This is a genomic window from Phreatobacter sp., assembly GCF_027532945.1.
Lineage (GTDB): Bacteria > Pseudomonadota > Alphaproteobacteria > Rhizobiales > Phreatobacteraceae > Phreatobacter.
The window spans coordinates 34,689-57,290 of the sequence record NZ_JAPZTZ010000005.1; the positions used below are offsets into that span (position 1 = coordinate 34,689).

Annotated in this window: 23 protein-coding genes and 1 pseudogene; 15 read left to right on the top strand and 9 right to left on the bottom strand. The window is 69.0% G+C overall.

What is annotated here, in order from left to right; translation table 11 throughout:
• Nucleotide 1: 1 nt before the first annotated feature.
• The 5 genes from O9344_RS04615 (at nt 2) to O9344_RS04635 (ending at nt 4,158) form a co-directional block, all read left to right on the top strand.
• Complete coding sequence (locus O9344_RS04615) at nt 2–760, top strand: metal ABC transporter ATP-binding protein (RefSeq protein WP_298473389.1); 759 nt, start codon at nt 2–4, stop codon at nt 758–760.
• Nucleotides 757–1,629, top strand: coding sequence for a metal ABC transporter permease (locus O9344_RS04620; protein ID WP_298473392.1), 873 nt, complete (start codon nt 757–759; stop codon nt 1,627–1,629). Before O9344_RS04615 ends, O9344_RS04620 begins: the two co-directional genes overlap by 4 nt.
• Nucleotides 1,626–2,519 carry a metal ABC transporter permease gene (locus O9344_RS04625; RefSeq protein ID WP_298473397.1) on the top strand — a complete coding sequence of 298 codons (894 nt, stop codon included), beginning with the start codon at nt 1,626–1,628 and terminating at the stop codon, nt 2,517–2,519. The genes O9344_RS04620 and O9344_RS04625 overlap by 4 nt, the downstream gene beginning before the upstream one ends.
• Nucleotides 2,520–2,620: 101 nt before the next feature.
• A complete protein-coding gene (gene hemH, locus O9344_RS04630; protein WP_298473400.1) occupies nt 2,621–3,652 on the top strand; it encodes a ferrochelatase in 1,032 nt (343 codons plus the stop codon).
• Between the two features lie 113 nt (nt 3,653–3,765).
• The gene (locus tag O9344_RS04635) at nt 3,766–4,158 is read left to right on the top strand and encodes a hypothetical protein (RefSeq protein WP_298473403.1); all 393 of its coding nucleotides are present in this window, start codon (nt 3,766–3,768) and stop codon (nt 4,156–4,158) included.
• Nucleotides 4,159–4,179: 21 nt separating this feature from the next.
• Here O9344_RS04635 and O9344_RS04640 read toward each other — a convergent pair whose 3' ends face one another.
• On the bottom strand, nt 4,180–5,412 hold the full coding sequence (locus O9344_RS04640) for an AMP-binding protein (protein WP_298473406.1): 1,233 nt from the start codon (nt 5,410–5,412) through the stop codon (nt 4,180–4,182).
• Nucleotides 5,413–5,543: 131 nt separating this feature from the next.
• Nucleotides 5,544–6,272, bottom strand: a complete 729-nt coding sequence (locus O9344_RS04645; protein ID WP_298473408.1) for an RNA pseudouridine synthase — start codon at nt 6,270–6,272, stop codon at nt 5,544–5,546.
• 223 nt (nt 6,273–6,495) lie between these two features.
• On the opposite strand from O9344_RS04645, the pseudogene ftsY reads away from it, so the two are divergent.
• Nucleotides 6,496–7,419 (top strand): annotated as a pseudogene (gene ftsY / locus O9344_RS04650) (signal recognition particle-docking protein FtsY); the annotation flags it as partial.
• Nucleotides 7,420–7,426: 7 nt separating this feature from the next.
• On the opposite strand, the gene O9344_RS04655 reads toward ftsY, so the two are convergent.
• Complete coding sequence (locus O9344_RS04655) at nt 7,427–7,678, bottom strand: hypothetical protein (RefSeq protein ID WP_298473410.1); 252 nt, start codon at nt 7,676–7,678, stop codon at nt 7,427–7,429.
• 145 nt (nt 7,679–7,823) lie between these two features.
• On the opposite strand from O9344_RS04655, the gene O9344_RS04660 reads away from it, so the two are divergent.
• Nucleotides 7,824–8,072 (top strand): hypothetical protein, encoded by a 249-nt coding sequence (locus tag O9344_RS04660; RefSeq protein ID WP_298473413.1) that lies wholly within the window; start codon nt 7,824–7,826, stop codon nt 8,070–8,072.
• 3 nt (nt 8,073–8,075) lie between these two features.
• A complete protein-coding gene (locus O9344_RS04665; RefSeq protein WP_298473416.1) occupies nt 8,076–8,486 on the top strand; it encodes a metallopeptidase family protein in 411 nt (136 codons plus the stop codon).
• Between the two features lie 33 nt (nt 8,487–8,519).
• Here O9344_RS04665 and O9344_RS04670 read toward each other — a convergent pair whose 3' ends face one another.
• Complete coding sequence (locus tag O9344_RS04670; protein WP_298473419.1) at nt 8,520–9,023, bottom strand: carbon monoxide dehydrogenase subunit G; 504 nt, start codon at nt 9,021–9,023, stop codon at nt 8,520–8,522.
• Between the two features lie 104 nt (nt 9,024–9,127).
• Nucleotides 9,128–10,030: a methyltransferase domain-containing protein gene (locus tag O9344_RS04675; protein ID WP_298473422.1), complete on the bottom strand. Its 903-nt coding sequence runs from the start codon at nt 10,028–10,030 to the stop codon at nt 9,128–9,130.
• A gap of 86 nt (nt 10,031–10,116) precedes the next feature.
• Between O9344_RS04675 and O9344_RS04680 the strand changes: the two genes are divergently transcribed.
• On the top strand, nt 10,117–10,950 hold the full coding sequence (locus O9344_RS04680) for a YihY/virulence factor BrkB family protein (RefSeq protein WP_298473425.1): 834 nt from the start codon (nt 10,117–10,119) through the stop codon (nt 10,948–10,950).
• A gap of 111 nt (nt 10,951–11,061) precedes the next feature.
• On the opposite strand, the gene O9344_RS04685 is transcribed toward O9344_RS04680, so the two are convergent.
• The gene (locus O9344_RS04685; RefSeq protein ID WP_298473427.1) at nt 11,062–12,297 is read right to left on the bottom strand and encodes an ABC transporter permease; all 1,236 of its coding nucleotides are present in this window, start codon (nt 12,295–12,297) and stop codon (nt 11,062–11,064) included.
• 153 nt (nt 12,298–12,450) lie between these two features.
• On the opposite strand from O9344_RS04685, the gene O9344_RS04690 reads away from it, so the two are divergent.
• The 4 genes from O9344_RS04690 to O9344_RS04705 all read left to right on the top strand — a co-directional run bounded on the left by O9344_RS04690 (nt 12,451) and on the right by O9344_RS04705 (nt 17,297).
• Entirely contained in the window at nt 12,451–15,240 is a 2,790-nt protein-coding gene (locus O9344_RS04690; RefSeq protein WP_298473432.1) for an EAL domain-containing protein, read from the top strand.
• A gap of 105 nt (nt 15,241–15,345) precedes the next feature.
• Nucleotides 15,346–16,596 (top strand): bifunctional glutamate N-acetyltransferase/amino-acid acetyltransferase ArgJ, encoded by a 1,251-nt coding sequence (gene argJ, locus O9344_RS04695; protein ID WP_298473435.1) that lies wholly within the window; start codon nt 15,346–15,348, stop codon nt 16,594–16,596.
• A gap of 78 nt (nt 16,597–16,674) precedes the next feature.
• Nucleotides 16,675–17,094 (top strand): (deoxy)nucleoside triphosphate pyrophosphohydrolase, encoded by a 420-nt coding sequence (locus tag O9344_RS04700; protein ID WP_298473438.1) that lies wholly within the window; start codon nt 16,675–16,677, stop codon nt 17,092–17,094.
• 14 nt (nt 17,095–17,108) lie between these two features.
• Nucleotides 17,109–17,297, top strand: coding sequence for a Flp family type IVb pilin (locus tag O9344_RS04705; protein WP_298473440.1), 189 nt, complete (start codon nt 17,109–17,111; stop codon nt 17,295–17,297).
• Nucleotides 17,298–17,336: 39 nt separating this feature from the next.
• On the opposite strand, the gene O9344_RS04710 is transcribed toward O9344_RS04705, so the two are convergent.
• Both O9344_RS04710 and O9344_RS04715 read right to left on the bottom strand, forming a co-directional pair.
• The gene (locus tag O9344_RS04710; RefSeq protein ID WP_298473445.1) at nt 17,337–18,062 is read right to left on the bottom strand and encodes a beta-ketoacyl-ACP reductase; all 726 of its coding nucleotides are present in this window, start codon (nt 18,060–18,062) and stop codon (nt 17,337–17,339) included.
• 193 nt (nt 18,063–18,255) lie between these two features.
• Nucleotides 18,256–19,431: an acetyl-CoA C-acetyltransferase gene (locus tag O9344_RS04715; protein ID WP_298473448.1), complete on the bottom strand. Its 1,176-nt coding sequence runs from the start codon at nt 19,429–19,431 to the stop codon at nt 18,256–18,258.
• Nucleotides 19,432–19,661: 230 nt separating this feature from the next.
• Between O9344_RS04715 and phaR the strand changes: the two genes are divergently transcribed.
• Nucleotides 19,662–20,267, top strand: coding sequence for a polyhydroxyalkanoate synthesis repressor PhaR (gene phaR, locus O9344_RS04720; protein WP_298473451.1), 606 nt, complete (start codon nt 19,662–19,664; stop codon nt 20,265–20,267).
• A gap of 18 nt (nt 20,268–20,285) precedes the next feature.
• Here phaR and O9344_RS04725 read toward each other — a convergent pair whose 3' ends face one another.
• Nucleotides 20,286–22,049 (bottom strand): EAL domain-containing protein, encoded by a 1,764-nt coding sequence (locus O9344_RS04725; RefSeq protein ID WP_298473456.1) that lies wholly within the window; start codon nt 22,047–22,049, stop codon nt 20,286–20,288.
• Nucleotides 22,050–22,246: 197 nt separating this feature from the next.
• On the opposite strand from O9344_RS04725, the gene O9344_RS04730 reads away from it, so the two are divergent.
• Entirely contained in the window at nt 22,247–22,588 is a 342-nt protein-coding gene (locus O9344_RS04730) for a hypothetical protein (RefSeq protein WP_298473459.1), read from the top strand.
• The last annotated feature ends 14 nt before the right edge of the window (nt 22,589–22,602 follow it).

The following is a 22,602-nucleotide window of genomic DNA, read 5'->3' on the forward strand; positions in this document are numbered from 1 at the left end:
CATGCTCGCCATCACGCCTCCCGCCACCGCCGCCGGCCTCGACGATCGCCTCGCCGTCGAGGGCCTTTCCGTCGCCTATCGCGGCGTGCCGGCGCTGGAGGACGTCACCTGGACCGCGCCGGCGAGTGGCCTCACCGCCATTGTCGGGCCGAACGGGGCGGGCAAGTCGACCCTGCTCAAGGCCATCCTCGGCCTCGTCGCCTCCACGGGACGGGCCACGATCGGCGGCCGCCCGGTCGCCGAGCGGCGCGAGGCCACGGCCTATGTGCCGCAGCGCGCCTCGGTGGACTGGGATTTCCCCGCCACCGCCCTCGATGTCGTGCTCCAGGGCATGGTGCGCGAGGCCGGCTGGCTGCGCGGCTATGGCCGGGCCCGCCGCGACCGGGCCATGGCGCTGCTCGACCGCGTCGGCCTTGCCGACCTCGCCGCCCGCCAGATCGGCCAGATGTCCGGCGGCCAGCAGCAGCGCGTCTTCCTCGCCCGGGGCCTGGCGCGCGACGCCCGCATCCTCTTCCTAGACGAGCCGCTCGCCGGCGTCGACGCTGCCTCCGAGCGCATCATCCTCGATGTCTTCGACGCCCTCGACCGAGAGGGCCGGCTGGTCGTCTGCGTCCACCACGATCTCGGCACGGTGGCCGAGCGCTTCTCCGACGTGCTGGTGCTGAACCGCAAGGTCATCGCCGCCGGTTCCGTCGCCACCGCCTTCACGCCGGAGATCCTGGCGCGCGCCTATGGCGTGCCGCTGGTCGCCCGCCCATGAGCCTCCTCGCAGGCCTTGGCTTCAACACCATCGTCGTGATGATCGGCGTCGCAGCGCTCGGCTGCGCGGCGGGCGCCGCCGGCACTTTCGCCATGCTCCGCCGCAAGGCGCTCGTCTCCGATGCGGTCGCCCATGGCACCTTGCCCGGCATTGCCGGCGCCTTCCTCCTCGCCGCCCTGCTCGGCCGCGCCCCCCGCGAGGCCGCCTGGCTCATGGGCGGCGCAGCGATTGCCGCCATCCTTTCGCTGGCCGCCATCGAATGGCTGGCGCGCCGCCCGCGCATCGGCCACGACACCGCCACCGCCGCCGTGCTCGCCTCCGGCTTCGGCCTCGGCCTCGCGCTCCTCTCCGTCGTCCAGACGCTCTCGGTCGGCAGCCAGGCCGGCCTGGAACAGCTTCTCTTCGGGTCGGCGGCGGGCATGCTGCCGGAAGAGGCCTGGCTGATGGGCGGCCTCGCCGTCCTCGTCCTCGCCGTCATCGGCCTCGTGCTCAAGGAACTCTCCACCGTCGCCTTCGACCCGGATTTCGCCGCCACGATCGGCCTGCCGGTGGCCCGTCTCGACGCGCTGGTGGCTCTCCTCTGCGCCAGCGTCGTGGTTGCGGCGTTGCCCATTGCCGGCTTCGTCCTCGCCGTCGCCCTCGTCGTCATTCCCCCCGCCGCCGCCCGCTTCTGGAGCGATCGCGCCGGCATCGTCGTGGTGCTCGCAGCCGCCATCGGCTCGGCCTCTGCGCTGACCGGCGCCGCGCTCTCCGCCATCCTGACCGATACGCCGACGGGACCGGCCATCGTCCTTGTCGCGGCGCTGTTCTTCGCCGTCAGCATGGTCTTCGGGCGGGCCCGTGGCCTCCTGGCCGGGGGCGTCGCATGAGCGAATTCTGGACCGTCGATTTCGTGCCGCTGCTGGCCGCCAGCCTCTCGGCGCTGGCCTGCGCCCTCGTCGGCAATCTGCTCGTCCTCACCCGCCGCGCCATGGCGGCGGATGCACTCAGCCATGCTGTCGTGCCGGGCGTCGTCATCGCCGTGGCGCTCACCGGCCTTGCCGGCAGCGTCGTGGTGTTGATCGGCGGTGTCGCCAGCGCCTTTGCCGCCTCGGCCCTGGTCGCTGTCCTGGTGCGCGCCGGCCGGGTCGAGCCGGGGACTGCGCTCGGCGTCGTCTTCACCACCTTCTTTGCCTTCGGCGTCCTGGTGCTGGAATGGTCGGGCCTCGCCCGCACCGGCTTCGACGTCCACCACGTCATCACCGGCTATCTCGAAGGGCTGATCTGGGTCGGCGCCGATGCCGGCGAGGGCGGGATCCTCGCCATGGCCGCGACGCTGCCGCCGGTGGTCTTCGAACTCACCCTGGTCCTTGTCCTCGTCGTCGCCATCCTCGCTGTCTTCCGCAAGGAGCTGGCCCTGCTCGCCTTCGATCCCGTCTTCGCCCGCGCGAGCGGCCTGCCGGTCGGCCTGCTGGAGGCGGCGCTCCTCACCGCCACGGCGCTCGCCTGCACCGCGGCCTTCCAGTCGGTCGGCGTCGTCCTCGCCGTGGCGATGATCGTCTGCCCGGCCGCGACCGCCCGGCTCCTGACGCAGCGGCTGTCCACGCAGGTCGCGCTGTCCGCCGCCATCGCGCTCGGGACCGTGTTCGTCGGCTATGGCGCGGCCATCCTTGCCCCCCGCGCCGTCGGCTCGGCCCTCGCCCTCAACGCCGCCGGCACGATCGGCGCCGTGGCGGGTCTTCTGCTCGCCGGAACGGCGGTCCTGCGGGCCCGCGCCTGAGCCTTTCAAAATCCATCGGCCCCGCGGCGGCGTACCTGCTTCCCACACATCCGTTTCGGGCGTATCACGCGCCCAGCGAGATTACCCAGCCGCGAGACCCCATGCGCGAGATGAAACTTCCCGCCGGCCACGTGCCCGTGAAGGCCGGCAAGATCGGTGTGCTCCTGATGAATCTCGGGACGCCCGACGGCACCGACTACTGGTCGATGCGCCGCTATCTCAAGGAGTTCCTGTCGGACCGCCGCGTCATCGAGACGCCGCGCGCCATCTGGTGGCCGATCCTCAACCTGATCATCCTGCAGACGCGGCCCCAGAAGAAGGGCAAGGACTACGCGACGATCTGGAACACCGAGAAGGACGAGAGCTTCCTCAAGACCATCACGCGGAACCAGGCCGAGAAGCTCGCCGCGCATATGTCCTCGGTCAACCCTGACATTCATGTCGAATGGGCGATGCGCTACGGCAATCCGGCGATCAAGCCGGCGGTCGAGAAGCTGATGGCCGAGGGCTGCGACCGCATCCTCGCCGTCTCGCTCTACCCCCAGTATGCCGCGGCGACGACGGCCACCGCCAACGACCATCTGTTTCGCGCGCTGATGGAGATGCGCTGGCAGCCGACCATTCGCGTCGCACCGCCCTATCACGACGAGCCGGCCTATATCTCGGCCCTCGCCCAGTCGGTGCGCAATCACCTCGCCACCCTCGACTTCGAGCCGGAGGTCATCGTCGCCTCGTTCCACGGCATGCCGAAGAGCTACCTGCTGAAGGGCGACCCCTATCATTGCCAGTGCGCCAAGACCTGGCGCCTGCTGCGCGAGGAGCTCGGCTATTCGCCCGAGCGCCTGATGATGAGCTTCCAGTCGCGCTTCGGGCCTGACGAGTGGCTGAAGCCCTATACCGACGAGACGGTCGAGAACCTCGCCAAGCGCGGCGTGAAGAAGCTCGCCATCATCGCCCCCGCCTTCTCCGCCGACTGCCTCGAGACGCTCGAGGAGCTCGACGGCGAAAACCGCCACATCTTCGAGGAGAATGGCGGCGAGAAGTTCACCTACATCCCCTGCCTGAACGACAGCGACCTCGGCATGACGGTCATCACCGACATCGTCGAGCGCGAGCTGAAGGGCTGGGTGTGAGGGCTGCGGCCTGACGAAACATCCGATGCGACGGCGGTGACGCGGAAGGGAAACCTTGGGGGCCGAGACAGCGCCCCTCCCGCGCACCGCGCAGCATTGCATCCGAGGTTTCGATGGCCGCCCTTCTCTTCGTCCACGCTCCCCGCACCATCCTGGCGCTTCTCTTCCTCGTGAGCGCCGTCGACGGTTTCTGGGCCATGGCTACCGGCCAGCACCTGATCCACCCGCCGGTCTCGCCCGCCGGCCTGCTGTTCGAGCAGGGCCTGCAGGCCTCGGGCTTCTTCTGGCCCTTCCTGAAGACGGTGAACCTGGTCGGCGGCCTGTCGCTGCTCTTCAATATCGCGCCGGCCTTCGGCCTCGCGCTCATCGCGCCGGTCATGGCGACGATCGTGCTGTTCCACATCTTCCTCAATCCCCAGGGCCTGCCGCTCGCAGCGATCCTGGTCGTCACCGGCCTGATGCTGGTCGTGGCCTATCGCGACCGCTACGCGCCGATGTTCCGCTGAGGCTGTGATGCGCGGCAGGTCTCAGCCGACCGGCCGCGTGTCCTCGATCACCTTGCCGTCGTTCGGCAGCGAACCGGGCTTCACCGGCTCCACTGCGCCTTTCAGCTTCAGCACGGCCTGCACGCTCTCCGTCACCGCATGGATGAACTCCACGGCGCGGGTCCGCGTTTCCACCTTCAGCGTCATGGCATCGGTCTCCTCGACGCGGCTGATGACGAGGCGGGCGCGGGCGATCTCGGAATGGCGCTTCACCACCTCGGCCACCTGTTCCGGTCGCACGAACATGCCCTTGACCTTGGCAGTCTGGTCGGCGCGGCCCATCCAGCCCTTGATGCGGGTGTTGGTGCGCCCGCAGGGCGACTGCCCCGGCAGGATCGCCGTGAGGTCGCCGACCGCGAAGCGGATGAGCGGATGGTGCGGGTCGAGCACGGTGATGACCACCTCGCCGACTTCGCCCGGCGCCACCGGATCGCCGGTGCCGGGCCGCACCACCTCGAGGATGATGTCCTCGTTCAGCACCAGGCCTTCGCGCGCCTCGGTCTCGTAGGCGATGACGCCGCATTCGGCGATGGCATAGGTCTGGTAGGCATCGACGCCGCGCGCGGCGACCTCCTTCTGCAGGCTGGCAGGGAAGGCGGCGCCGCCGACCAGTGCGCGCTTGATGGAGGAGGCGTCGCGGCCCTTCTCCTTGGCCGCGTCCAGCAGGATCTTCAGGAAATCGGGCGTGCCCGCATAGGCGCCGGGACGATAGGCCTCGATCAGGTCGAACTGGGCATCGGTGTTGCCGGGACCTGCCGGGATGACGGCGCAGCCCACCGCCCGCGCCCCGGAATCGAAGCACCAGGCACCAGGGGTGAGGTGGTAGGAGAAGGTGTTGAGCACGATGTCGCCGCGCTTGAAGCCGGCGGCGGCCATGGCCCGGGCGACGCGCCAGACATCCTGGCCGATGGCCTCGGGCTCGAAGATCGGCCCCGGCGACATGAAGAGCCGGCCGAAGGCGCTGGGCTTGCCCGGCACGAAACCGCCGAAGGGCAGGGACGCCTTCTGGAGCCCCGGCAGCTCCGACTTCCGCTGGATGGGGAGCTGTGCCAGCGCGGCGCGCGAGGTGATCGACCGCGGGTCGATCTTGCCGAGATGACGGCGCCAGGCCGGCATCTTCACCACGGAGGTGAGGACCTGCGGCAGCCGCTTCATCAGGTCCTTTTCGCGAGCGGCCTCGTCGCGCGTTTCGCGCTTGTCGTAATGGGCTGCCATCGCGTGCTCTCCCTTTGCCCCACTATCGCGGCTGTGCGGTGTAGCGCCAAGCCCGCCGCTCGTCCGATGCACCGATGACGTAACGGAAATCAAGCGTAAAGCCGCGTAGGCGGAGTCTTTAAAAAATAGATCTATCCGTCCCAGCCGCAGGAGGTGAGCGCCGCCGTCATCGCGGGCGGCGGTGGGGCCTCGGCAATGATCGCCGGGCGCTTGGGATCGAAGGGGATCACGACGGAGCGCGCAAGCAGGTGCAGGCCGGGTCCATCGCGACGCGGCGCCGAGCCATAGATCGTGTCGCCGAGGATCGGAAAGCCGCTCTCGGCGCAATGCAGGCGCAGCTGGTGGGTGCGGCCGGTGACCGGCTCCAGCGCCAGCCAGATGCGGTTGCCGCCGCGGCCGAGCACGCGGAACCGCGTCAGCGCCGGCTGGCCCTTCGGATCGGCCTTCATCCACCAGCCCCGCTTCGGGTCGCGCGGGCTCATGGCAAGGGCGATCTCGCCCTCGTCGACCGACGGGCCGCCCTCGACCACCGCCCAATAGGTCTTGGCCACCTCGCCGCGCTTGAACATCTGCCCGAGCCGTTCCAGTGCGCGGCGGTGGCGACCGAGGACGAGGCAACCCGCCGTGTCCTTGTCGAGCCGGTGGGCGAGTTCCGGCGCGCGCGGCAGGCCGAAGCGCAGCACGTCGAGCTGGTCGGACAGCGTCACACCGCCGCCCGGCCCCTTGTGCACCGGCAGGCCCGCCGGCTTGTTCAGGATGAGCACGCTGGCATCGCGGTGGAGGAGGCGCGGGATGAGCTCGAGCGGATCGTCGGGGACGGGGTGGGGCGAAGCCGCGCGCATGTCTTTCTCGGACGTCATGGCCCATCCATAGGACCCTGCGCCACGGCCCGCCAGTCGTGCCGGCCCTAGCCAGCGCCCGCCCGGCGGCCTAAATGCGGTGGGCTACGCCGCCCGCCCTGCAGAGAGCCGCCTCATCATGTCCGATCCGACGAAGCCCGACGAACCGAAGCGTCCCGGCTTCTTCCAGCGGCTCTTCGGCCAGGACGCTGCCACCGCCCCGGCCGCGCCCGAGGCGCCCGTCGAGCGCAAGAGCTGGTGGCGCCGCCTCACCGAGGGCCTGTCGCGCACCTCCTCGAAGCTCGGCACCGGCGTCACCGACCTCTTCACCAAGCGCAAGCTCGACGGCGACACGTTGGAGGAGCTGGAGGACCTGCTGATCCAGGCTGACCTTGGCGTCGAGACGGCGGGCCGCATTGCCGGCGCCCTGTCCAAGGGCCGCTTCGGCAAGGACATTTCGCCCGACGAGGTGCGCGCGGTGCTTGCCGCCGAAATCGAGGCCGTGCTGGCCCCGGTTGCGATGCCGCTGGAGGTCAGCGCGGCCAAGCCCTTCGTCGTCATGGTCGTCGGCGTCAACGGCGCCGGCAAGACCACCACGATCGGCAAGCTCGCCGCCAAGTTCCGCGCCGAGGGTCGCTCGGTCATGCTGGGCGCCGGCGACACGTTCCGCGCCGCCGCCATCGACCAGCTCAAGGTCTGGGGCGAGCGCACCGGCGTGCCGGTCGTCACGCGGCCGCAAGGGTCCGATGCTGCGGGCCTCGCCTTCGACACGGTGAAGCAGGCGCAGGAGGCCGGCACAGACGTGGTCATCCTCGACACGGCCGGCCGCCTTCAGAACAAGGCGGAGCTCATGGCCGAGCTGGAGAAGGTCGTGCGCGTCATCCGCAAGGTCGATGCCGCGGCCCCCCATGCGGTTCTGCTCGTCCTCGACGCCACCACCGGCCAGAACGCGCTCACCCAGGTCGAGGCCTTCGGCCGTACGGCCGGCGTCACCGGCATCGTCATGACCAAGCTCGACGGCACGGCGCGCGGCGGCATCCTCGTCGCGGTCGCGGCGAAGACCGGCCTTCCCGTTCACTTCATCGGCGTGGGCGAGGGGATCGACGACCTTGAGCCCTTCGCGGCGCGCGATTTCGCCCGCGCCATTGTCGGCCTCGAGGAGGCCTGACATCGGCTCAGTGCTGCGGCCGGTGCCGATGCGGGTGCCGGTGTGGATGGCCGTGGCGGTGGTGCGGATGCGGCAGGACCTCGGCCGTGCCCGCCGGGGCGAAGTAATAGGTCTTCGGCGTGACGACGGGCCGGTAGATCACCGGGCGGTCCTGTCCAAACCAGCCGGCCCAGAAGGGCGTGGCGCTGGCCGGGGCGGCGGGAAGCAGCAGCGTCGCCGCGATGGCGGCGAGGCGAAGGCGGGGAACGCGGCGGACCATCACGCATACTCCGGGACGAGGCACAAATCCGGTCTGTGCCGCATCATGCCCCATCATGGTCACCAAACCCTTGATGGGAGCGCCGGCATCGCCGCGACCTCGCGGCAGGATGACCCGTCCCCCCGCCATGGGCTAGTCTCCCCCCATGAGCCAGCCCGATGACCGTTCACCGGATGCCCGCCGGCAGGACGAAGCCCGCCGCATCCTCGACCGTGCCCACCGCGATTCCGCGCCCATGATGGAATCCGCGCTCCAGCGCAGCAGCGATTTCTTCACCGCCAAGGGCGAATCCGAAGATCCCGCGGAAATCTGGGGCAAGCGCGTCGGCCGCATCCTCGCCATCGTCGCGGCCATTGGCTGCCTCGTCTGGCTCTATCTCACCTACGGGCGCTGAACCATGGATCAGGCAGCCCTCGCCGCGCTGAAGGCGCCGGACCTCGACGCCTTCGAGGCCATCGCGGCATCATCCTATGAGCGCCTGCCGGACGACTTCCGCGCTCTCTGCAAGGGCCTCGTCATCCGCGTCGAGGACTTCCCCACTGACGAGGTGCTGCAGGAGATGGGGGCGGAAACCGATTTCGACCTGCTCGGGCTGTTCCAGGGGACCGGGATGCCGTTCCAGTCCGTGCAGCATTCGGGCGCCATGCCCAACATGATCTGGCTCTACCGCCGCCCGATCCTCGACTACTGGGCCGAGCACGAGGAGACGCTGGGCGACATCGTCACCCATGTGCTGGTGCACGAGATCGGCCACCATTTCGGCCTGTCCGATGCGGACATGGAGGCGATCGAGAAGCGGGCGGAGTGAGAAGCCGTCAGGCGGGCCCCCCCGCTTCGTCCCTCACTTCTTGCCGAACTGCCACCACTTCTTCTTCGCCTCGGGCATCTCCTCGCCCTCGGCCGGCGGCGCCACGACCTTCGAGAAGCTCTCGAAGAACTCGCCCGCCAGCTTCTTCGCCGTGGCGTCGATCAGGCGCGAGCCGAGCTGGGCGATCTTGCCGGAGATCTGGCTCTTCACGTCATAGGTGAGCAGCGTCACGCCATCGCCCTCTTCGGTGAGCTTCACCGTCGCGCCGCCCTTGGCCATGCCCGCGACGCCGCCATTGCCCTCGCCGGAAATGGTGTAGCCGTTGGGTGGGTCGATGTCGGAGAGCGTCACCTGGCCGGTGAAGCTCGCCTTGACCGGGCCGATCTTCAGCACCGCCTTGGCCGAAAAGCCGTTGTCGCCGATGCGCTCCATGCTCTCGCATCCCGGGATGCACTGGCGCAGCACGTCGGGATCGTTGAGCGCGGCCCACACCACTTCGCGCGGGGCCTCGATGCGCTGCGTGCCGGTCATGTCCATGGGAGGCGGCCTTCGGTCGGGAATGAAATGGGAGCGGGAGACGTTGGAGCGGGAGACTAGGGCGGTGGCGCGGGGCCTGTCGAGCCCGCCTTGCGCAGGACGGATCAGCCGCCCGGCTTCTCGCCAGCGGGGATCTCGATCGCCTTCAGCGCATCGGCGAGGCGCGCCTTGGCGGAGCCGGGCTTCAGCGGCTTCTGCTGGCTCTCGTGTGGCGCCCAGCCGGACAGGGTAATGATCTGGAACGTCGCGCGGATGCGCCCGTCCGGATCGGCGAAACGGTGGTGATAGATCTCCGCCATGCGCAGCAGCGTGCCACGTTTCAGCGGCACCCGGCGGCGTCCGAGCAGCGGATTGGTGGCGCCCATGGCGCGCAGGTCGCGCATCAGCGCGAAGACGTCGCGATAGCGCACCACCACCCGGTCCGTGTCGGTGACCGGCAGGGCAAAGCCCGCCCGCTGCAGCAGCGCGCCGATATCGCGCACATCGGCAAAGGGCGCGACACGCGGCGACAGGCCGCCATCCACCTCGCTCTCGGCCTCGGCGAAGGCCTGCCGCAGCTCGGTCAGCGTGTCGCCGCCGGCGAGCGCGGCGAGGAAAAGGCCGTCGGGCTTCAAGGCCCGCCGCACCTGGACGAAGGCGCCCGGCAGGTCGTCGACGAATTGCAGGCCGAGGGCGGAGACGACAAGGTCGTGGCTGGCATCGGCGAAGGGGAGCATGTCGGGTGCCGCCACCACGACCGGCGCCGCGCGCCGCCGCGCCAGCGCCTCCACCGCCTCCGTCGCGATGACGGGGGCGAGCCCGCGGGCGGCCAGCGCCTCGCGCAGCGCATCCGTCGGGGATGCGAGGTCGGCGATGGCGGAGAACTGGCGCTGCACCAGCGTCAGTCGGTCGGCGAGATCCTCGGCCACCCTCCGCAGCAAAAAGTCCGCCGGCTCTCCGGATGCGGCGCGAACCCGGCGGCGCCCGAGAAGTTGCTGGTCGAAATGCTGCGGTGTCATCGCCGGCATATGGGACCCGCGTTAACGAGCGTCAATTGCGCGCTCTTGTGCCCGGCCCATTCTGTGCCAAATGTCCCGCGACGAAAGGATCTCCGATGCTGATGCCATTCCGGGTGGCGTGGGAAGCCTTCGAGCATTTCCTCGAAGACGACGGCTGGGCCATCTCCAGCCACATCGCCCTTAACGGGCTGATGTCGCTGTTCCCCTTCCTCATCCTGGTGACCGCGCTGGCGAGCTTCGCCGGCGCCCGGCCCTATAGCGAAGAGGTGACCCGCATCCTGCTCGAGGCCTGGCCCGAGGTCGTTGCCCGGCCCATCGCCCGAGAGATCGAGACGGTGCTGACCACCACCCGTACCGACCTCCTCACGATCGGCGCGCTGCTCGCCGTCTACTTCGCCTCCAACGGCGTCGAGGCGCTGCGCGCCGGCCTCAACCGCGCCTATGAGGTGCGCGAGATGCGCTGGTGGTATCTCTGCCGCCTGGAATCCATCGCCTATGTGCTGATTGGCGCGGTGGCGCTGCTCATCACCGCCGTGCTGGTGGTACTCGGGCCGCTGATCTGGGCGACCGCCGTGCGCATCGTCCCCTGGCTCGCACCCTTCGGCTGGGTCGTGCTGTTTCTTCGCGTCGCCGCCGCCTCGGTGGTCATCGTCATCGCGCTCACTGTGGTGCATCTGCTGCTGCCGGCCGGCCGCCGCAGTTTCATCGATGTGCTGCCGGGGATCGTCGCGACGCTGGTGCTCTGGCTTCTCGGCGGCACCATCTTCGGCTCCTACCTCGCCCATTTCGCCCAGAACTACGTCAACACCTATGCCGGCCTTGCCTCGGTCATGGTGACGCTGGTCTTCCTCTATTATTCCGCGGCGATCTTCGTGCTCGGCGGCGAACTCAACGCCGCCATCTGGCGGGCGCGGGGCCGCATTTTCTAGAGCATCATCCCATCAAGTGGGCACCGGTTGATGGATGAGATGATGCGACAAGACCACGAGATAGAGCGGTTTCTGATCTGATCCAGTCAGATCGGCCGCTCTAGACGCGCCTCAGACCGTCCGGAGCGCAGTGATCGGGTCGAGCCGGCTCGCGCGCCGTGCCGGATACCAGCCGAAGAACACGCCGACGAGGCCGGAGAACAGCACCGCGCCGACGATCGACTGCGGTTCGACGAGCAGCGGCCACCCGAAACGCGCCGAGACGCCGAGCGCCGCGCCGAGCCCGGCCATGATGCCGACCACGCCGCCGATGGCGGCGAGCGCCGTCGCCTCGATGAGGAACTGCCGCATCACGTCGCGCCGCCGCGCGCCGACGGCAAGGCGCAACCCGATCTCGCGGGTGCGCTCGGTCACGCTCACCAGCATGATGTTCATGATGCCGATGCCGCCGACCGCCAGCGAGATGGCCGCGACCGCCGCCAGCAGCAGCGACAGGGTCGTCGCCGCCCCCGCCGCCGTGTTGGCGATCTCGGTGAGGTTGCGGATCTGGAAATCGTCCTCCTGGCCCGGCTGGAGGCGATGGCGCTGGCGCAGGAGCTGGCGCATGTCGTCCTCGGCCTGGGTCATGCTCTCGCCCTCGCGCACCTTCACGTGGATGACACCCACGGCGCGGGCATTGGCGCGGTTCACGCCGACGAGGCGCTGGCGCAGGGTCGGCAAGGGCACGAAGCTCGTGTCGTCCTGGTCCTGGCCCATCATCGACTGGCCCTTGCTCTCCATGACGCCGATCACGGTGAAGGGCACGGCGCGGATGCGCACCGTTTCGCCGATCGGGTCGACGCCCTCGCCGAAGAGATTGCGCGCCACCGTCTGGCCGAGGATCACCACCTGCCCGCCGCGCGCCGTCTCCTCCGGCTCGAACAGGCGGCCGGACGATATCGTCCATTCACGCGCCTCGAACCAGCCGAGATCGACGCCGACGACCTCCGTGAACCAGTTGTTGCCGCCGGCGACCACCTGGGTGCGGGTGCGGCTGTTGGGGGCGGTGACCTGCACGGCCGGGATCTCGGCCTCGATGGCCCGCGCGTCGTCCTCGGTCAGCGAAGAGGAGGCGCCAAGGCCGAGGCGGACGCCGCCCTGCGTGACGTTGCCCGGTAGCACGATGAAGAGATTGGCGCCGAGCGACTTCACCTGGGAGAGAACGCGCTCCCGCGCTCCGCCGCCGATGGCGACCATCGCAATGACCGCCGCGACGCCGATGACCATGCCAAGCATGGTCAGCGCCGAGCGGAGCTTGTGGGCGCGTAGCGCCGACAGCGCTTCGCGGATGGCTTCCATGAGGCTCATGCCGTTTCTTAGCACGTTGCCTCCGCGATGGTCATGAAAGCTCTGTCATCTTGGCCCGAACGGGCGCATGGCATTACACAGGATCGAGACGTGGTGTTTCCGATTCGGTAAGAGGTTGACGGTAGGCCTTACGGAAGGACACGTCTGGCGCGCATGATGACCGACCCGCAGGACCTTCGGACGCCGGCCACCGTGCCTTCGGGCCGCGGCCTGACCTGGTACCTGACCGGGCTTGTGCTGGTGGCCCTGCTGCCGACCATCGGCGCGGCCATCCTTGCCGTCTTCCTCGCCGGTCGTGCCTTCGAGGACGCCCAGTCCGGCCGCCTCCTTGAAACCGCCAACACCCTTGCGCGCGCTGCGGAATCGGAGTTGGAGCGCGGCATCGCCCTCCTCAATGTTCTCTCCGTCGTGCCGACTCACCCTGCTGCGAGCCTTATCGCCGACCCTTGGGCTGCTGCGGCAGAGCGGCGGATCGGCGGTCGCCTGATCGAGGAGATCTTCGTCTCGGGCCGCGTGCCCGAAGGTGATGGGCTGTCGCCCCGCGGCGTCCCGCTGGAAACCTTGCGCCGGGCGGTGGAGACCACGCGCCCCGCCGTGTCGAACCTCTTCGTTGATCCGTCGACACGCGAGCTCCGCATCGCCGTCGCCGCCGCAATATCCCACAATGACGAGGAGACGCGGCTCATCGCCGTGGTCGTGCCTCCGGAGCGGCTTGTCCAGGTTCTGAAGCGCTCGCGGCCAACGAGCGACGACCTGATCATGGCGATTGTCGACGGCACCGGGCGCTTCGTTGCCCGCAGCGTCGATCCGGAACAGCATATCGGTGAGCAGGCGCCCGGCTGGGCCGATCGCATGGCTACCGCCCGGGAAAGCGGCACCTTCACGACCATGGCGGCCGACGGCCGGCAGGCGATCTTCGGCTTCAAGACCATCGCCAACAGCGCCGGCTGGGTGCTGGTGGTCGGCGAGCCTCTCTCGGCCTTCCGTGCCCGCGCCACCGGCCCGCTGCTCGGCCTGGTCGCCGCAGCGGCGCTGGCCGTCATCGTCGCGCTGCTGGCCGCCTCGCGCCTTGGCCGTACGATCCTCAGGCCCGTCACGGCCATCGCCGCTCGCGCCCGGCTCATCGCTGCCGGCGCCGAGCGTCCGCCGACCGCGGCGGAATATTCCCACATCGCGGAGTTCGAAGCCCTGCGCTTGTCCCTTGAGAGTTCGGAAAAGGCTCTGCGGGCGCGTGCCGTCGCCGAGGCTGAAGCAGCCCGATCCCTCGCCGATGCCGAGCGACGCCAGCATCTCCTGGCCACGACGGGGACGCTGGTCTTCTGGCGGGTCAACTCCGACGGCCAAGCGACCTCGACCGGCTGGAGCGAGTTGACGGGTCTCGACGCGCGATTGGATGGCGACTGGTTTGCCAACATCCATGCGGACGACATGCGCCGCGTGAAGTCCCTCTGGCGGAAGGCCTACGAGACAGGCAGTCCCTATGACGCGGAGTACCGTATCCGCGTCGCCGACGGCAGCTGGCGCTGGGTGCGCGCCCGCGCGACCCGCGCCGCCGCTGCGAATGGGGAGGGCTACGAGTGGATCGGCCTCACCGAGGACATCGATGCCTATCGGGCCGCGCAGACCCGCATGGAGCACATGGCCTCCCACGACGCGCTCACCGGCCTTGCCAACCGCGCCAGCTTCAACGAGCGGCTGGCGAACCTCTGCGGCGAGGGTCGCGGAGGGGAGGTGGCGATCCTCTGCCTCGGCCTCGACCGCTTCAAGGCGCTCAACGACGCGCTCGGCCGTGCCATCGGCGACGAGATGCTCAAGCAGGTGGCAGCCCGCCTCGCCGGGGTCATCTCCCCCGAGGACATGGTGGCCCGCCTCGGCGGCGATGAATTCGCCATCGTCCAGACCGCCGGGCCGCAGCCGCGCGCCGCCTCGCTGCTGGCGCAGGAGGTGATGGCGGCGCTCGAGGCTCCCTTCGTCGTCGGCAGTGACACGATCGTCGTCACCGCCAGCGTCGGCATCGCCCTCGCCGGCGGCGATCCGGCTGAACTCGCCATGCAGAAGGCGGACATGGCGCTCGACCGTGCCAAGGGCGACGGACGCGCCCGCATTTGCTTCTTCGAATCTGCCTTGGACGCCCGCATGCAGGAGCGCCACCGCCTCGAACAGGACCTGCGCCGCGCCGTCGCCGAGGGCCAGTTCCTGCTCCACTATCAGCCGGTGGTGGCCGTGACCTCGCGCCGCCTTGTCGGTTTCGAGGCGCTGGTGCGCTGGCGTCATCCCGAGCGGGGGATGGTCTCGCCGAACGAGTTCATCCCCATGGCGGAGGAGATTGGCCTGATCGTGCCGATCGGTCGCTGGGTGCTGGAGCGCGCCTGCGCCGATGCCGCGGCCTGGGGCCACGACCTCAAGGTCGCGGTCAACGTCTCGCCGAAGCAGCTCGCCGATCCCGACTTCCCGGCCGTTGTGCAGGCATCGCTGGACGGCGCCGGCCTGCCCGCCCGCCGGCTGGAACTCGAGATCACCGAGAATGCCCTCATGGCTGACATCGACGGCGCCATGAGCATGATGATGCGCCTGAAAACGGTGGGCTGCGCCATCGCCATGGACGATTTCGGCACCGGCTATTCCTCGCTCGGCTATCTGCGCACCTTCCCCTTCGACAAGGTGAAGATCGATCGCTCCTTCCTCCAGGACTTCGCTTCCGCCCGCGAGAGCAGCGCCATCGTCCGCGCCGTCACCAGCCTGTGCGGCAGCCTGCGCATCACCAGCACGGCGGAAGGCGTCGAGACGGAGGAGCAGCTCGCCCTGCTGAAGGCTGAGGGCTGCGACGAGGCCCAGGGCTATCTCTTCGGCCGCCCGACGCCGCTTGAGGACATGGCCGCCGTGTTCGAACGGTTCGGCATCCTCGGTGCCGCCTCCGCGGCGGTCGCCGACGCCGCAGCGTGAGCGTTTGGGCCTCCATGCGGGTGGGCCGTCTTTTCGCCGTGACCCGGTTGGGCTAAGGGCTGGCCGTTCGCCGACGTCCGAGAGCGGCAGACCCGAGGAACCGCCATGGCCAAGTTCGTGCCCCCCGTCTCCCCCCTCGCGCCGAAGACGGTGCCGGTCCTGCCCCCCATCGATGGCGTCACCATCGCCACCGCCGAGGCCGGCATCCGCTACAAGGGCCGCACCGACGTGCTCGCCGTCGGCCTCGCCAAGGGCACCACGGTCGCCGGCGTCTTCACCCGGTCCAAGTGCCCCTCCGCACCGGTGGACTGGTGCCGTGGGAACCTGGCCGGTGGCCAGGCCCGCGCCCTTGTCGTCAATTCCGGCAATGCCAATGCCTTCACCGGCAAGAAGGGCCGCGATGCCGTTGCGCTGACGGCGAAGATTGCCGCCAAGGCGGCCGGCTGCAAGCAGTCCGAGGTCTTCCTCGCCTCCACCGGCGTGATCGGCGAGCCGCTCGACGCCACCAAGTATGACGCCGTGCTCGACAAGACCTTCGCCGCCGGCAAGGCCGATGGCTGGCTCGACGCCGCCAAGGCCATCATGACCACCGACACCTTCCCGAAGGTCGCGACCGCCACCGCCACGATCGGCGGCGTCACCGTCACCATCAACGGCATGGCCAAGGGCGCCGGCATGATCGCGCCCGACATGGCGACCATGCTGTCCTTCGTCTTCACCGATGCTCCCATCGCCGCTCCGGCCCTGCAGGCGCTGCTGTCGAAGGGCGTGAAGACGACCTTCAACACCGTCACGGTCGATAGCGACACCTCCACCTCCGATACGCTGATGCTCTTCGCCACGGGTGCTGCCGGGACGCGCGGCGCCCCGCGCATCACCGAGGCGAACGACCGCCGCCTTGCCGGCTTCCGCAAGGCGCTCCACGCCGTGCTCGCCGACCTTGCCGAGCAGGTCGCCCGCGACGGCGAGGGCGCCCGCAAGCTGGTCCATGTGGTGGTGAAGGGCGCCGTCTCGGCGGCTTCCGCCTTCCGCGTCGCCAAATCCATCGCCGATTCGCCGCTGGTGAAGACCGCCGTCGCCGGCGAGGACGCCAACTGGGGCCGTGTCGTCATGGCTGTCGGCAAGGCCGGCGAGCCGGCCGAGCGTGACCGCCTGTCGATCTTCTTCGGCGACATCCGCGTCGCCCACGAGGGCGAGCGCGACCCCGCCTATGACGAGGCTGCGGCCAGCGCGGTGATGAAGAAGGACGTCATCACCATCACCGCCGATCTCGGCCTCGGCCGCGGCACGGCGCGGGTCATGACCTGCGACCTGACCAAGGACTACGTCGCCATCAACGGCGATTACCGCTCCTGAGCTGTGGCATTACGACCCAAGGTTTCAAGCGGTTGCCGTCGGCAAGCGTTAACTTCTGTCCGCTAGAACGGGAATGCCATGTCGTTGAAGCTCGTCTTCGTGGCCGCCTGCGCCCTTGTCGACCCGGATGGCCGGGTCCTGCTGGCGCAAAGGCCCGAAGGCAAGCCGATGGCGGGGCTTTGGGAATTTCCCGGCGGCAAGGTTGAGCCGGGCGAGAGGCCGGAAGAGACGCTGATCCGCGAGCTTCGCGAGGAGCTCGGCATCCGCGTCGAGGAGCCCTGCCTCGCGCCACTGACCTTCGCCAGCCACCGCTACGAGACCTTCCAGCTGTTCATGCCGCTGTGGCTCTGCCGGAGGTGGGAGGGGACGCTCCAGAGCCTCGAAGGCCAGCAGCTCGCCTGGGTCAAGCCGGGCAGGCTCAGGGACTACCCCATGCCGGCGGCCGACGAGCCGCTCATTCCCTTCCTCACCGAACTCTTGGGTGAGGCACGCGACTGACAGGAGAGGCCAGGATGGCTCGCACCCTTCGCCGCATGATCGACCAGGGCCGCAGCTTCGCGTCCGACCGGTCTGGTGCCACCGCCATCGAATATGCGCTGGTTGCCAGCGGCATTGCCGGCGTTGTCATCCTGGCCGTCTACGCTCTTGGCGACAGCGTGCAGAACAACCTCTACGCCAAGATCGCCAGCGCCTTTAACTGAGGCGAGGCCGCCGCGCCCTGCACGGCGGCCGCTGAGCCATCAGGTGATGTACTGGCCGCCATTGACGGTCAGGGTCGAGCCCGTGATGAAGCCCGCTCCGTCAGAGGCGAGGAACACCACGGCGCGGGCGATCTCCTCCGGCTCGCCGAGGCGGCCGACCGGGATCTGCGGCAGGATGCGGGTCTTCAGCACCTCAGGGTCGATCGCCGCCACCATCTCCGTGCCGATGTAACCGGGGCAGATGACGTTGACGGTGATGCCGGACCGCGCGCCTTCCTGGGCGAGCGCCTTGGTGAAGCCGATATCGCCCGCCTTGGCGGCCGAGTAGTTCACCTGGCCGGCCTGGCCCTTCTGCCCGTTGATCGAGGAGATGGTGATGACGCGGCCGAACTTGCGGTCGCGCATACCGTTCCACACCGGGTGGGTCATGTTGAAGACGCCGGTGAGATTGGTGTCGATCACCTCGCGCCACTGCTGCAGCGTCATCTTGTGGAACATGCCGTCGCGGGTGATGCCGGCATTGTTCACCAGCACGTCCACCGGCCCGAGCTCAGCCTCGACCTGGCGGATGCCCGCGGCGCAGGCCTCGTGATCGGCCACGGACCACTTGAAGACCGGGATGCCCGTCTCCGCCTTGAACTTCGCCGCCGCCTCGTCGTTGCCGGCATAGTTCGCCGCCACCTTGTAGCCGGCATCCTTCAGCGCCTTCGAGATCGCCGCGCCAATGCCGCGCGTGCCCCCCGTGACCAACGCCACCCTCGCCATCATCATGCTCCTTGCTCTGCGTTCCCGTGGATAGACGATTCTCGTGTCCCGGCCTCTTGTGTGCCAGGTTGTATGATCACTTCATCGCGGGGGGAGATGAAGCCCCCGCCGGGAATGTCGGCCATTCCCGGCGAAGCGCATGTCGCAGTGGCGCCGGTCCCGGCGCCAGGCGTGAACTCCGTCGAACGCCGGCTCAGCGCTCGATGCACATGGCGACGCCCATGCCGCCGCCGATGCAGAGGGTGGCGAGGCCCTTCTTGGCGTCGCGCTTCTGCATCTCGTGCAGCAGGGTGACGAGGACGCGGGCGCCCGAGGCACCAATCGGGTGGCCGATGGCGATAGCGCCGCCATTGACGTTCACCTTGGACGTGTCCCAGCCCATGTCCTTGTTGACGGCGATGGCCTGGGCGGCGAAGGCCTCATTGGCCTCGATCAGGTCGAGATCCTTTGGCGTCCAGCCGGCCTTTTCCAGCGCCTTGCGCGAGGCCGGGATGGGGCCGGTGCCCATGATCGCCGGATCGACGCCGGCGGTCGCCCAGGAGCGGATGGTGGCGAGCGGCTTCAGGCCGCGCTTCTCCGCCTCCGAGCGCGTCATCAGCACGATGGCGGCGGCGCCGTCATTGATGCCTGAGGCATTGCCGGCGGTCACCGTGCCGTCCTTCTTGAAGGCCGGCTTCAGCTTGCCCATGGCGTCGATCGTCGCGCCGTCGCGGATATACTCGTCGGTGTCGACGACGATGTCGCCCTTGCGGGTGCTGATCGTCACCGGGACGATCTCGTCCTTGAAGCGACCGGCCTTCTTCGCGGCCTCTGCCTTGTTCTGCGAGGCGACGGCGAACTGGTCCTGCTCGTCCTTGGTGATCTGCCACTTCTCGGCGACGTTCTCGGCGGTGATGCCCATGTGGTAACCGTGGAAGGCGTCGATCAGGCCGTCCTTGAGCATGGTGTCGACCATCTCGAGCGAGCCCATCTTGGTGCCGTTGCGCAGATGCGCCACGTGCTGCGCCTGGCTCATGCTCTCCTGGCCGCCGGCGACGATGATCTTGGCGTCGCCATTGGCGATCTGCTGCATTCCGACCGCGACGGTGCGCAGGCCCGAGCCGCAGAGCTGGTTCAGCGCCCACGCGGTCTTCTCGGCGGGAATGCCGGCCTTCATCGCGGCCTGGCGGGCAGAGTTCTGCCCCTGGCCGGCAGTGAGGATCTGGCCGAAGACAACCTCGTCGACATCGGCGGGATCAACCTTGGCGCGCGACAGCGCCTCCTTGATTGCGATGGCCCCGAGATCATGAGCCGGCAGAGAGGCCAGGGCTCCGTTGAACGAACCGACCGGCGTACGGGCGGCACCGACGATGACGACGTCCTCGGACATGAATTCCTCCTGGTGGATGGCGCCGGAACCTCGCCCGGCCGGGTCGCGGCTGACCTTGTGCGGGGCAGGGAGCCCATGTCAACCGCGCCCATTTGCTGATGCCGCGGGCTTTCGCCGGTAAAGGCAGAGCGGCATTGCACAAAAGCTTGGCAGCAGCTGCAAAATACTCCTATCGTGACAGTCTCATGGCGTCGCGGGGAGACGGCGCCGGCAAGGGACCAGGGGGAACGATGGCCAAGAAAGATCCGGTCACCATCAAGAAATACGCGAACCGCCGGCTCTACAACACGGGGACATCCACCTACGTGACGCTGGAGGACCTCGCATCGATGGTGAAGGCGGGCGACGACTTCCTCGTCTATGACGCCAAGACGGGCGACGACATCACCCGCTCCGTCCTGACCCAGATCATCTTCGAGCAGGAGAACAAGGACGGGCAGAACCTCCTGCCGGTGTCGTTCCTGCGCCAGCTGATCCGCTTCTACGGCGATTCCATGCAGCTGCTCGTGCCGCGCTACCTGGAACTCTCGATCGACACGCTGTCACGCGAGCAGGACAAGCTGCGCAACCAGCTCTCCTCGGCCCTCGGGGTCAATCCGCTGGTGGCCCCCTTCGAGCAGCACATCCGCCGCAACATGGACCTGTTCGAGAAGGCCTTCGCCATGTTCTCGCCCTTTGCCCGGCGCGAGGACGGCGAGCCCGTCACCGATGTGAAGCCTGCGGGCGACACTCCGGTCCCGGTTCCCGCCGCGGCTCCGGCAGCCGGCGATCTCGACGAGCTGAAGACCCAGCTCGCGGCGATGCAGAAGAAGATCGACAGCCTGTCGCGCAAGTGACCGCGGTCTGAAGCCGGCTCAGGCGCTCTTCGCCAGGGCCGGCGCAACCGTGACCCAGGGCCGCTCCTCGCTGGCCGGGCCGGTATGGTCGCCCTGCAGATAGTGGCAGCCGAGATCGGCCAGCACCTGGGCCACCGACTCGCTCGGCACCCACTCCGCGATGGTCGTCAGCTCCATGTGCCCGGCGAGATCCAGCAGCGTCTGGACGAAATGGCGATCGTCGGCGCTCGACTGGAAGGTCGCAACGAAGGCGCCGTCGATCTTCACGCAATCGATGCCGAGCTTGCGCAAGTTGCGGAACGACGTGTGGCCGGCACCGAAATCGTCAATGGCGACGCGGCAGCCGAGGCTCTGCACCCGCGCCACGAAGCGGCGCGTGTCCTCCACGTCGGCGATGGCCGAGGTCTCGGTGATCTCCACCATGAGCCGCTCGACCGCCCCGGCATGGGTGCGCTGATAGGCTTCCAGCGTGCGCAGCCAGCTCAGATCCATGGTGGTCGCCGGAGACACGTTCACCGACAGCCTGAGATCCGGCGCGGCGATGAGCTCGGCCATGGTGAGTTCCAGCACGCGCACGTCCACGAGGCGGACGAGACCGAGCTTCTCGGCGAGTGGCACCACGGCGCTGGCCGGCAGGAGGGAGCCGTCGGCGCGGCGGATGCGCAACAGGCACTCGTAATAGGCCGTGCGCCGCTCCGGTCCGGCCGTGACGATGGGCTGGAAGGCGAGGCTGATCCGCCGGTCGTTCAGGGCGGAGACGATCTCGTCGGTGATGCGCAGGTTCTCGCGGCGGGCGCGTTCGCGCTCGAGGCTCGGCGCATAGATCTGGAAGGCCCCGCGGCGGCGCGCTTTGATGCTGTCCAGCGCCTCCTGGGCACGGCCCATCATCGCCGGCAGCGTCTCGGCATGGCGCGGGGCGACGATGCCGCCGAGGGTCACGGTGATCGCCACCGGTCCCGCGCGGGTGAGGAAGATGTCGTCGCGCACGGCGGTCAGGATGCGCTCGGCGGCGGTCTCCATTTCCTCCGGCTGGCAGGAGCGCATGAGGATGCCGAACTTGTTGCCGGAGAGGCGGCCAAGCAGGTCGCCGCCGCGCAGGCGCGACCGGATCCGCTTGCCCACCGCCGCGATGATCTCGTCGGCGACGTCGAAGCCATAGGCCTCGTTGATATGGGCGAGGCTGTCGATGGCGGCGATGATGAGGCCCATCGAGCCGCGCACCTTCACCGCGTCCTGGAGCGCGTCCTCCAGCACTTCACAGAAGCGGTGGCGCGACAGCTGGCCGGTCAGCGGATCGAACTCGCTCGCCTCGATCAGGCGGCGGCGCGTCTCGTAGCTCTCGGTGATGATGCGCACGGCACCGTGGGCGTGCAGCGGGCGGCCGTCGCTGGAGGCGAACCAGCGACCCGCATCCTCCACCCAGTGCACGGCGCCGGCGGCGGTGCGGATGGCATATTCGATCGAGTAGGCGACGCCCTCGCCGCGGTCGACATGGGGCGAGTTCACCACCGCCTCGTAGCGCCCGGCGGGCGAGTCGGGCGTCATGAGCTGGGCATAGGCGCGGCCGCTGCCGATCTGGCGCGCCTCGACGCCGAGCACGCTCGCCGCATTGTCGCTCCAGGTCAGCCGGTCCGCCGGGATCGCCCACTCATAGGTGGCCGTTCCGACCGAGGACAGGATGTCCTGGGCCGGGGTGCCGGAGGCGTTCGGTTCAACGCTGTCGGAGGGGGGCATGTCCTGGGCGGGCACGGGCTTGGCCTTCTGCGAACCGTTGAATGCCATCTGGCCGCAAAAGGGTGAAGGAAACCTTTTGAAACGGCGGTTCGATAGCGCGCGGCTGCTGATATTCCCATGCGGAAGGTCGAAACCTTCCGAAAGGCTTGCAAGTGTCTCGATCCGGAACAACCGCGCCGGCACGCGGGTTGCGACCTTGTCACCATCGGCAGGCCACACGGCCGCCGGTTGACCGGGAGTGGCACATGACGACGATCCGGCCCGCCTCTTCGAGCGACAGCCTGCGCTGGCAGCGCCGCGACGAGCGCCATGCGCCGCACCGCGCCGCCAACGGTCCTGCCGCTTTCGCATCGCCTCAGGAGCGACTGCCCGTGCCGACCGAGAGCCAGCAGGTTCTGCCCGAAGACCGGCCGACCATCCGGCCGACCGCCTCCTTCATCGCCCAGCTTCTCGCCAACCGGCTCAAGCTTGCCGACATGCCGCGCCGCCGCCGGGCCGAGCGCGAGGCGGTCGAGGCGCGCTATCTCGCTGCCGATCCCTCCGCCCAGCCGACCGCCGCCGGCGCCATCCTGCGCCGCGACGCCTGACGGCCGGCGATCAC

Bases quoted from the DNA above. Each gene is read 5' to 3' on its own strand.
- O9344_RS04615 (WP_298473389.1), top strand. From the start codon at position 2: ATGCTCGCCATCACGCCTCCCGCCACCGCCGCCGGCCTCGACGATCGC.
- O9344_RS04620 (WP_298473392.1), top strand. From the start codon at position 757: ATGAGCCTCCTCGCAGGCCTTGGCTTCAACACCATCGTCGTGATGATC.
- O9344_RS04625 (WP_298473397.1), top strand. From the start codon at position 1,626: ATGAGCGAATTCTGGACCGTCGATTTCGTGCCGCTGCTGGCCGCCAGC.
- hemH (WP_298473400.1), top strand. From the start codon at position 2,621: ATGCGCGAGATGAAACTTCCCGCCGGCCACGTGCCCGTGAAGGCCGGC.
- O9344_RS04635 (WP_298473403.1), top strand. From the start codon at position 3,766: ATGGCCGCCCTTCTCTTCGTCCACGCTCCCCGCACCATCCTGGCGCTT.
- O9344_RS04640 (WP_298473406.1), bottom strand. From the start codon at position 5,412: ATGGCAGCCCATTACGACAAGCGCGAAACGCGCGACGAGGCCGCTCGC.
- O9344_RS04645 (WP_298473408.1), bottom strand. From the start codon at position 6,272: ATGACGTCCGAGAAAGACATGCGCGCGGCTTCGCCCCACCCCGTCCCC.
- O9344_RS04655 (WP_298473410.1), bottom strand. From the start codon at position 7,678: ATGGTCCGCCGCGTTCCCCGCCTTCGCCTCGCCGCCATCGCGGCGACG.
- O9344_RS04660 (WP_298473413.1), top strand. From the start codon at position 7,824: ATGAGCCAGCCCGATGACCGTTCACCGGATGCCCGCCGGCAGGACGAA.
- O9344_RS04665 (WP_298473416.1), top strand. From the start codon at position 8,076: ATGGATCAGGCAGCCCTCGCCGCGCTGAAGGCGCCGGACCTCGACGCC.
- O9344_RS04670 (WP_298473419.1), bottom strand. From the start codon at position 9,023: ATGGACATGACCGGCACGCAGCGCATCGAGGCCCCGCGCGAAGTGGTG.
- O9344_RS04675 (WP_298473422.1), bottom strand. From the start codon at position 10,030: ATGCCGGCGATGACACCGCAGCATTTCGACCAGCAACTTCTCGGGCGC.
- O9344_RS04680 (WP_298473425.1), top strand. From the start codon at position 10,117: ATGCTGATGCCATTCCGGGTGGCGTGGGAAGCCTTCGAGCATTTCCTC.
- O9344_RS04685 (WP_298473427.1), bottom strand. From the start codon at position 12,297: ATGAGCCTCATGGAAGCCATCCGCGAAGCGCTGTCGGCGCTACGCGCC.
- O9344_RS04690 (WP_298473432.1), top strand. From the start codon at position 12,451: ATGATGACCGACCCGCAGGACCTTCGGACGCCGGCCACCGTGCCTTCG.
- argJ (WP_298473435.1), top strand. From the start codon at position 15,346: ATGGCCAAGTTCGTGCCCCCCGTCTCCCCCCTCGCGCCGAAGACGGTG.
- O9344_RS04700 (WP_298473438.1), top strand. From the start codon at position 16,675: ATGTCGTTGAAGCTCGTCTTCGTGGCCGCCTGCGCCCTTGTCGACCCG.
- O9344_RS04705 (WP_298473440.1), top strand. From the start codon at position 17,109: ATGGCTCGCACCCTTCGCCGCATGATCGACCAGGGCCGCAGCTTCGCG.
- O9344_RS04710 (WP_298473445.1), bottom strand. From the start codon at position 18,062: ATGGCGAGGGTGGCGTTGGTCACGGGGGGCACGCGCGGCATTGGCGCG.
- O9344_RS04715 (WP_298473448.1), bottom strand. From the start codon at position 19,431: ATGTCCGAGGACGTCGTCATCGTCGGTGCCGCCCGTACGCCGGTCGGT.
- phaR (WP_298473451.1), top strand. From the start codon at position 19,662: ATGGCCAAGAAAGATCCGGTCACCATCAAGAAATACGCGAACCGCCGG.
- O9344_RS04725 (WP_298473456.1), bottom strand. From the start codon at position 22,049: ATGGCATTCAACGGTTCGCAGAAGGCCAAGCCCGTGCCCGCCCAGGAC.
- O9344_RS04730 (WP_298473459.1), top strand. From the start codon at position 22,247: ATGACGACGATCCGGCCCGCCTCTTCGAGCGACAGCCTGCGCTGGCAG.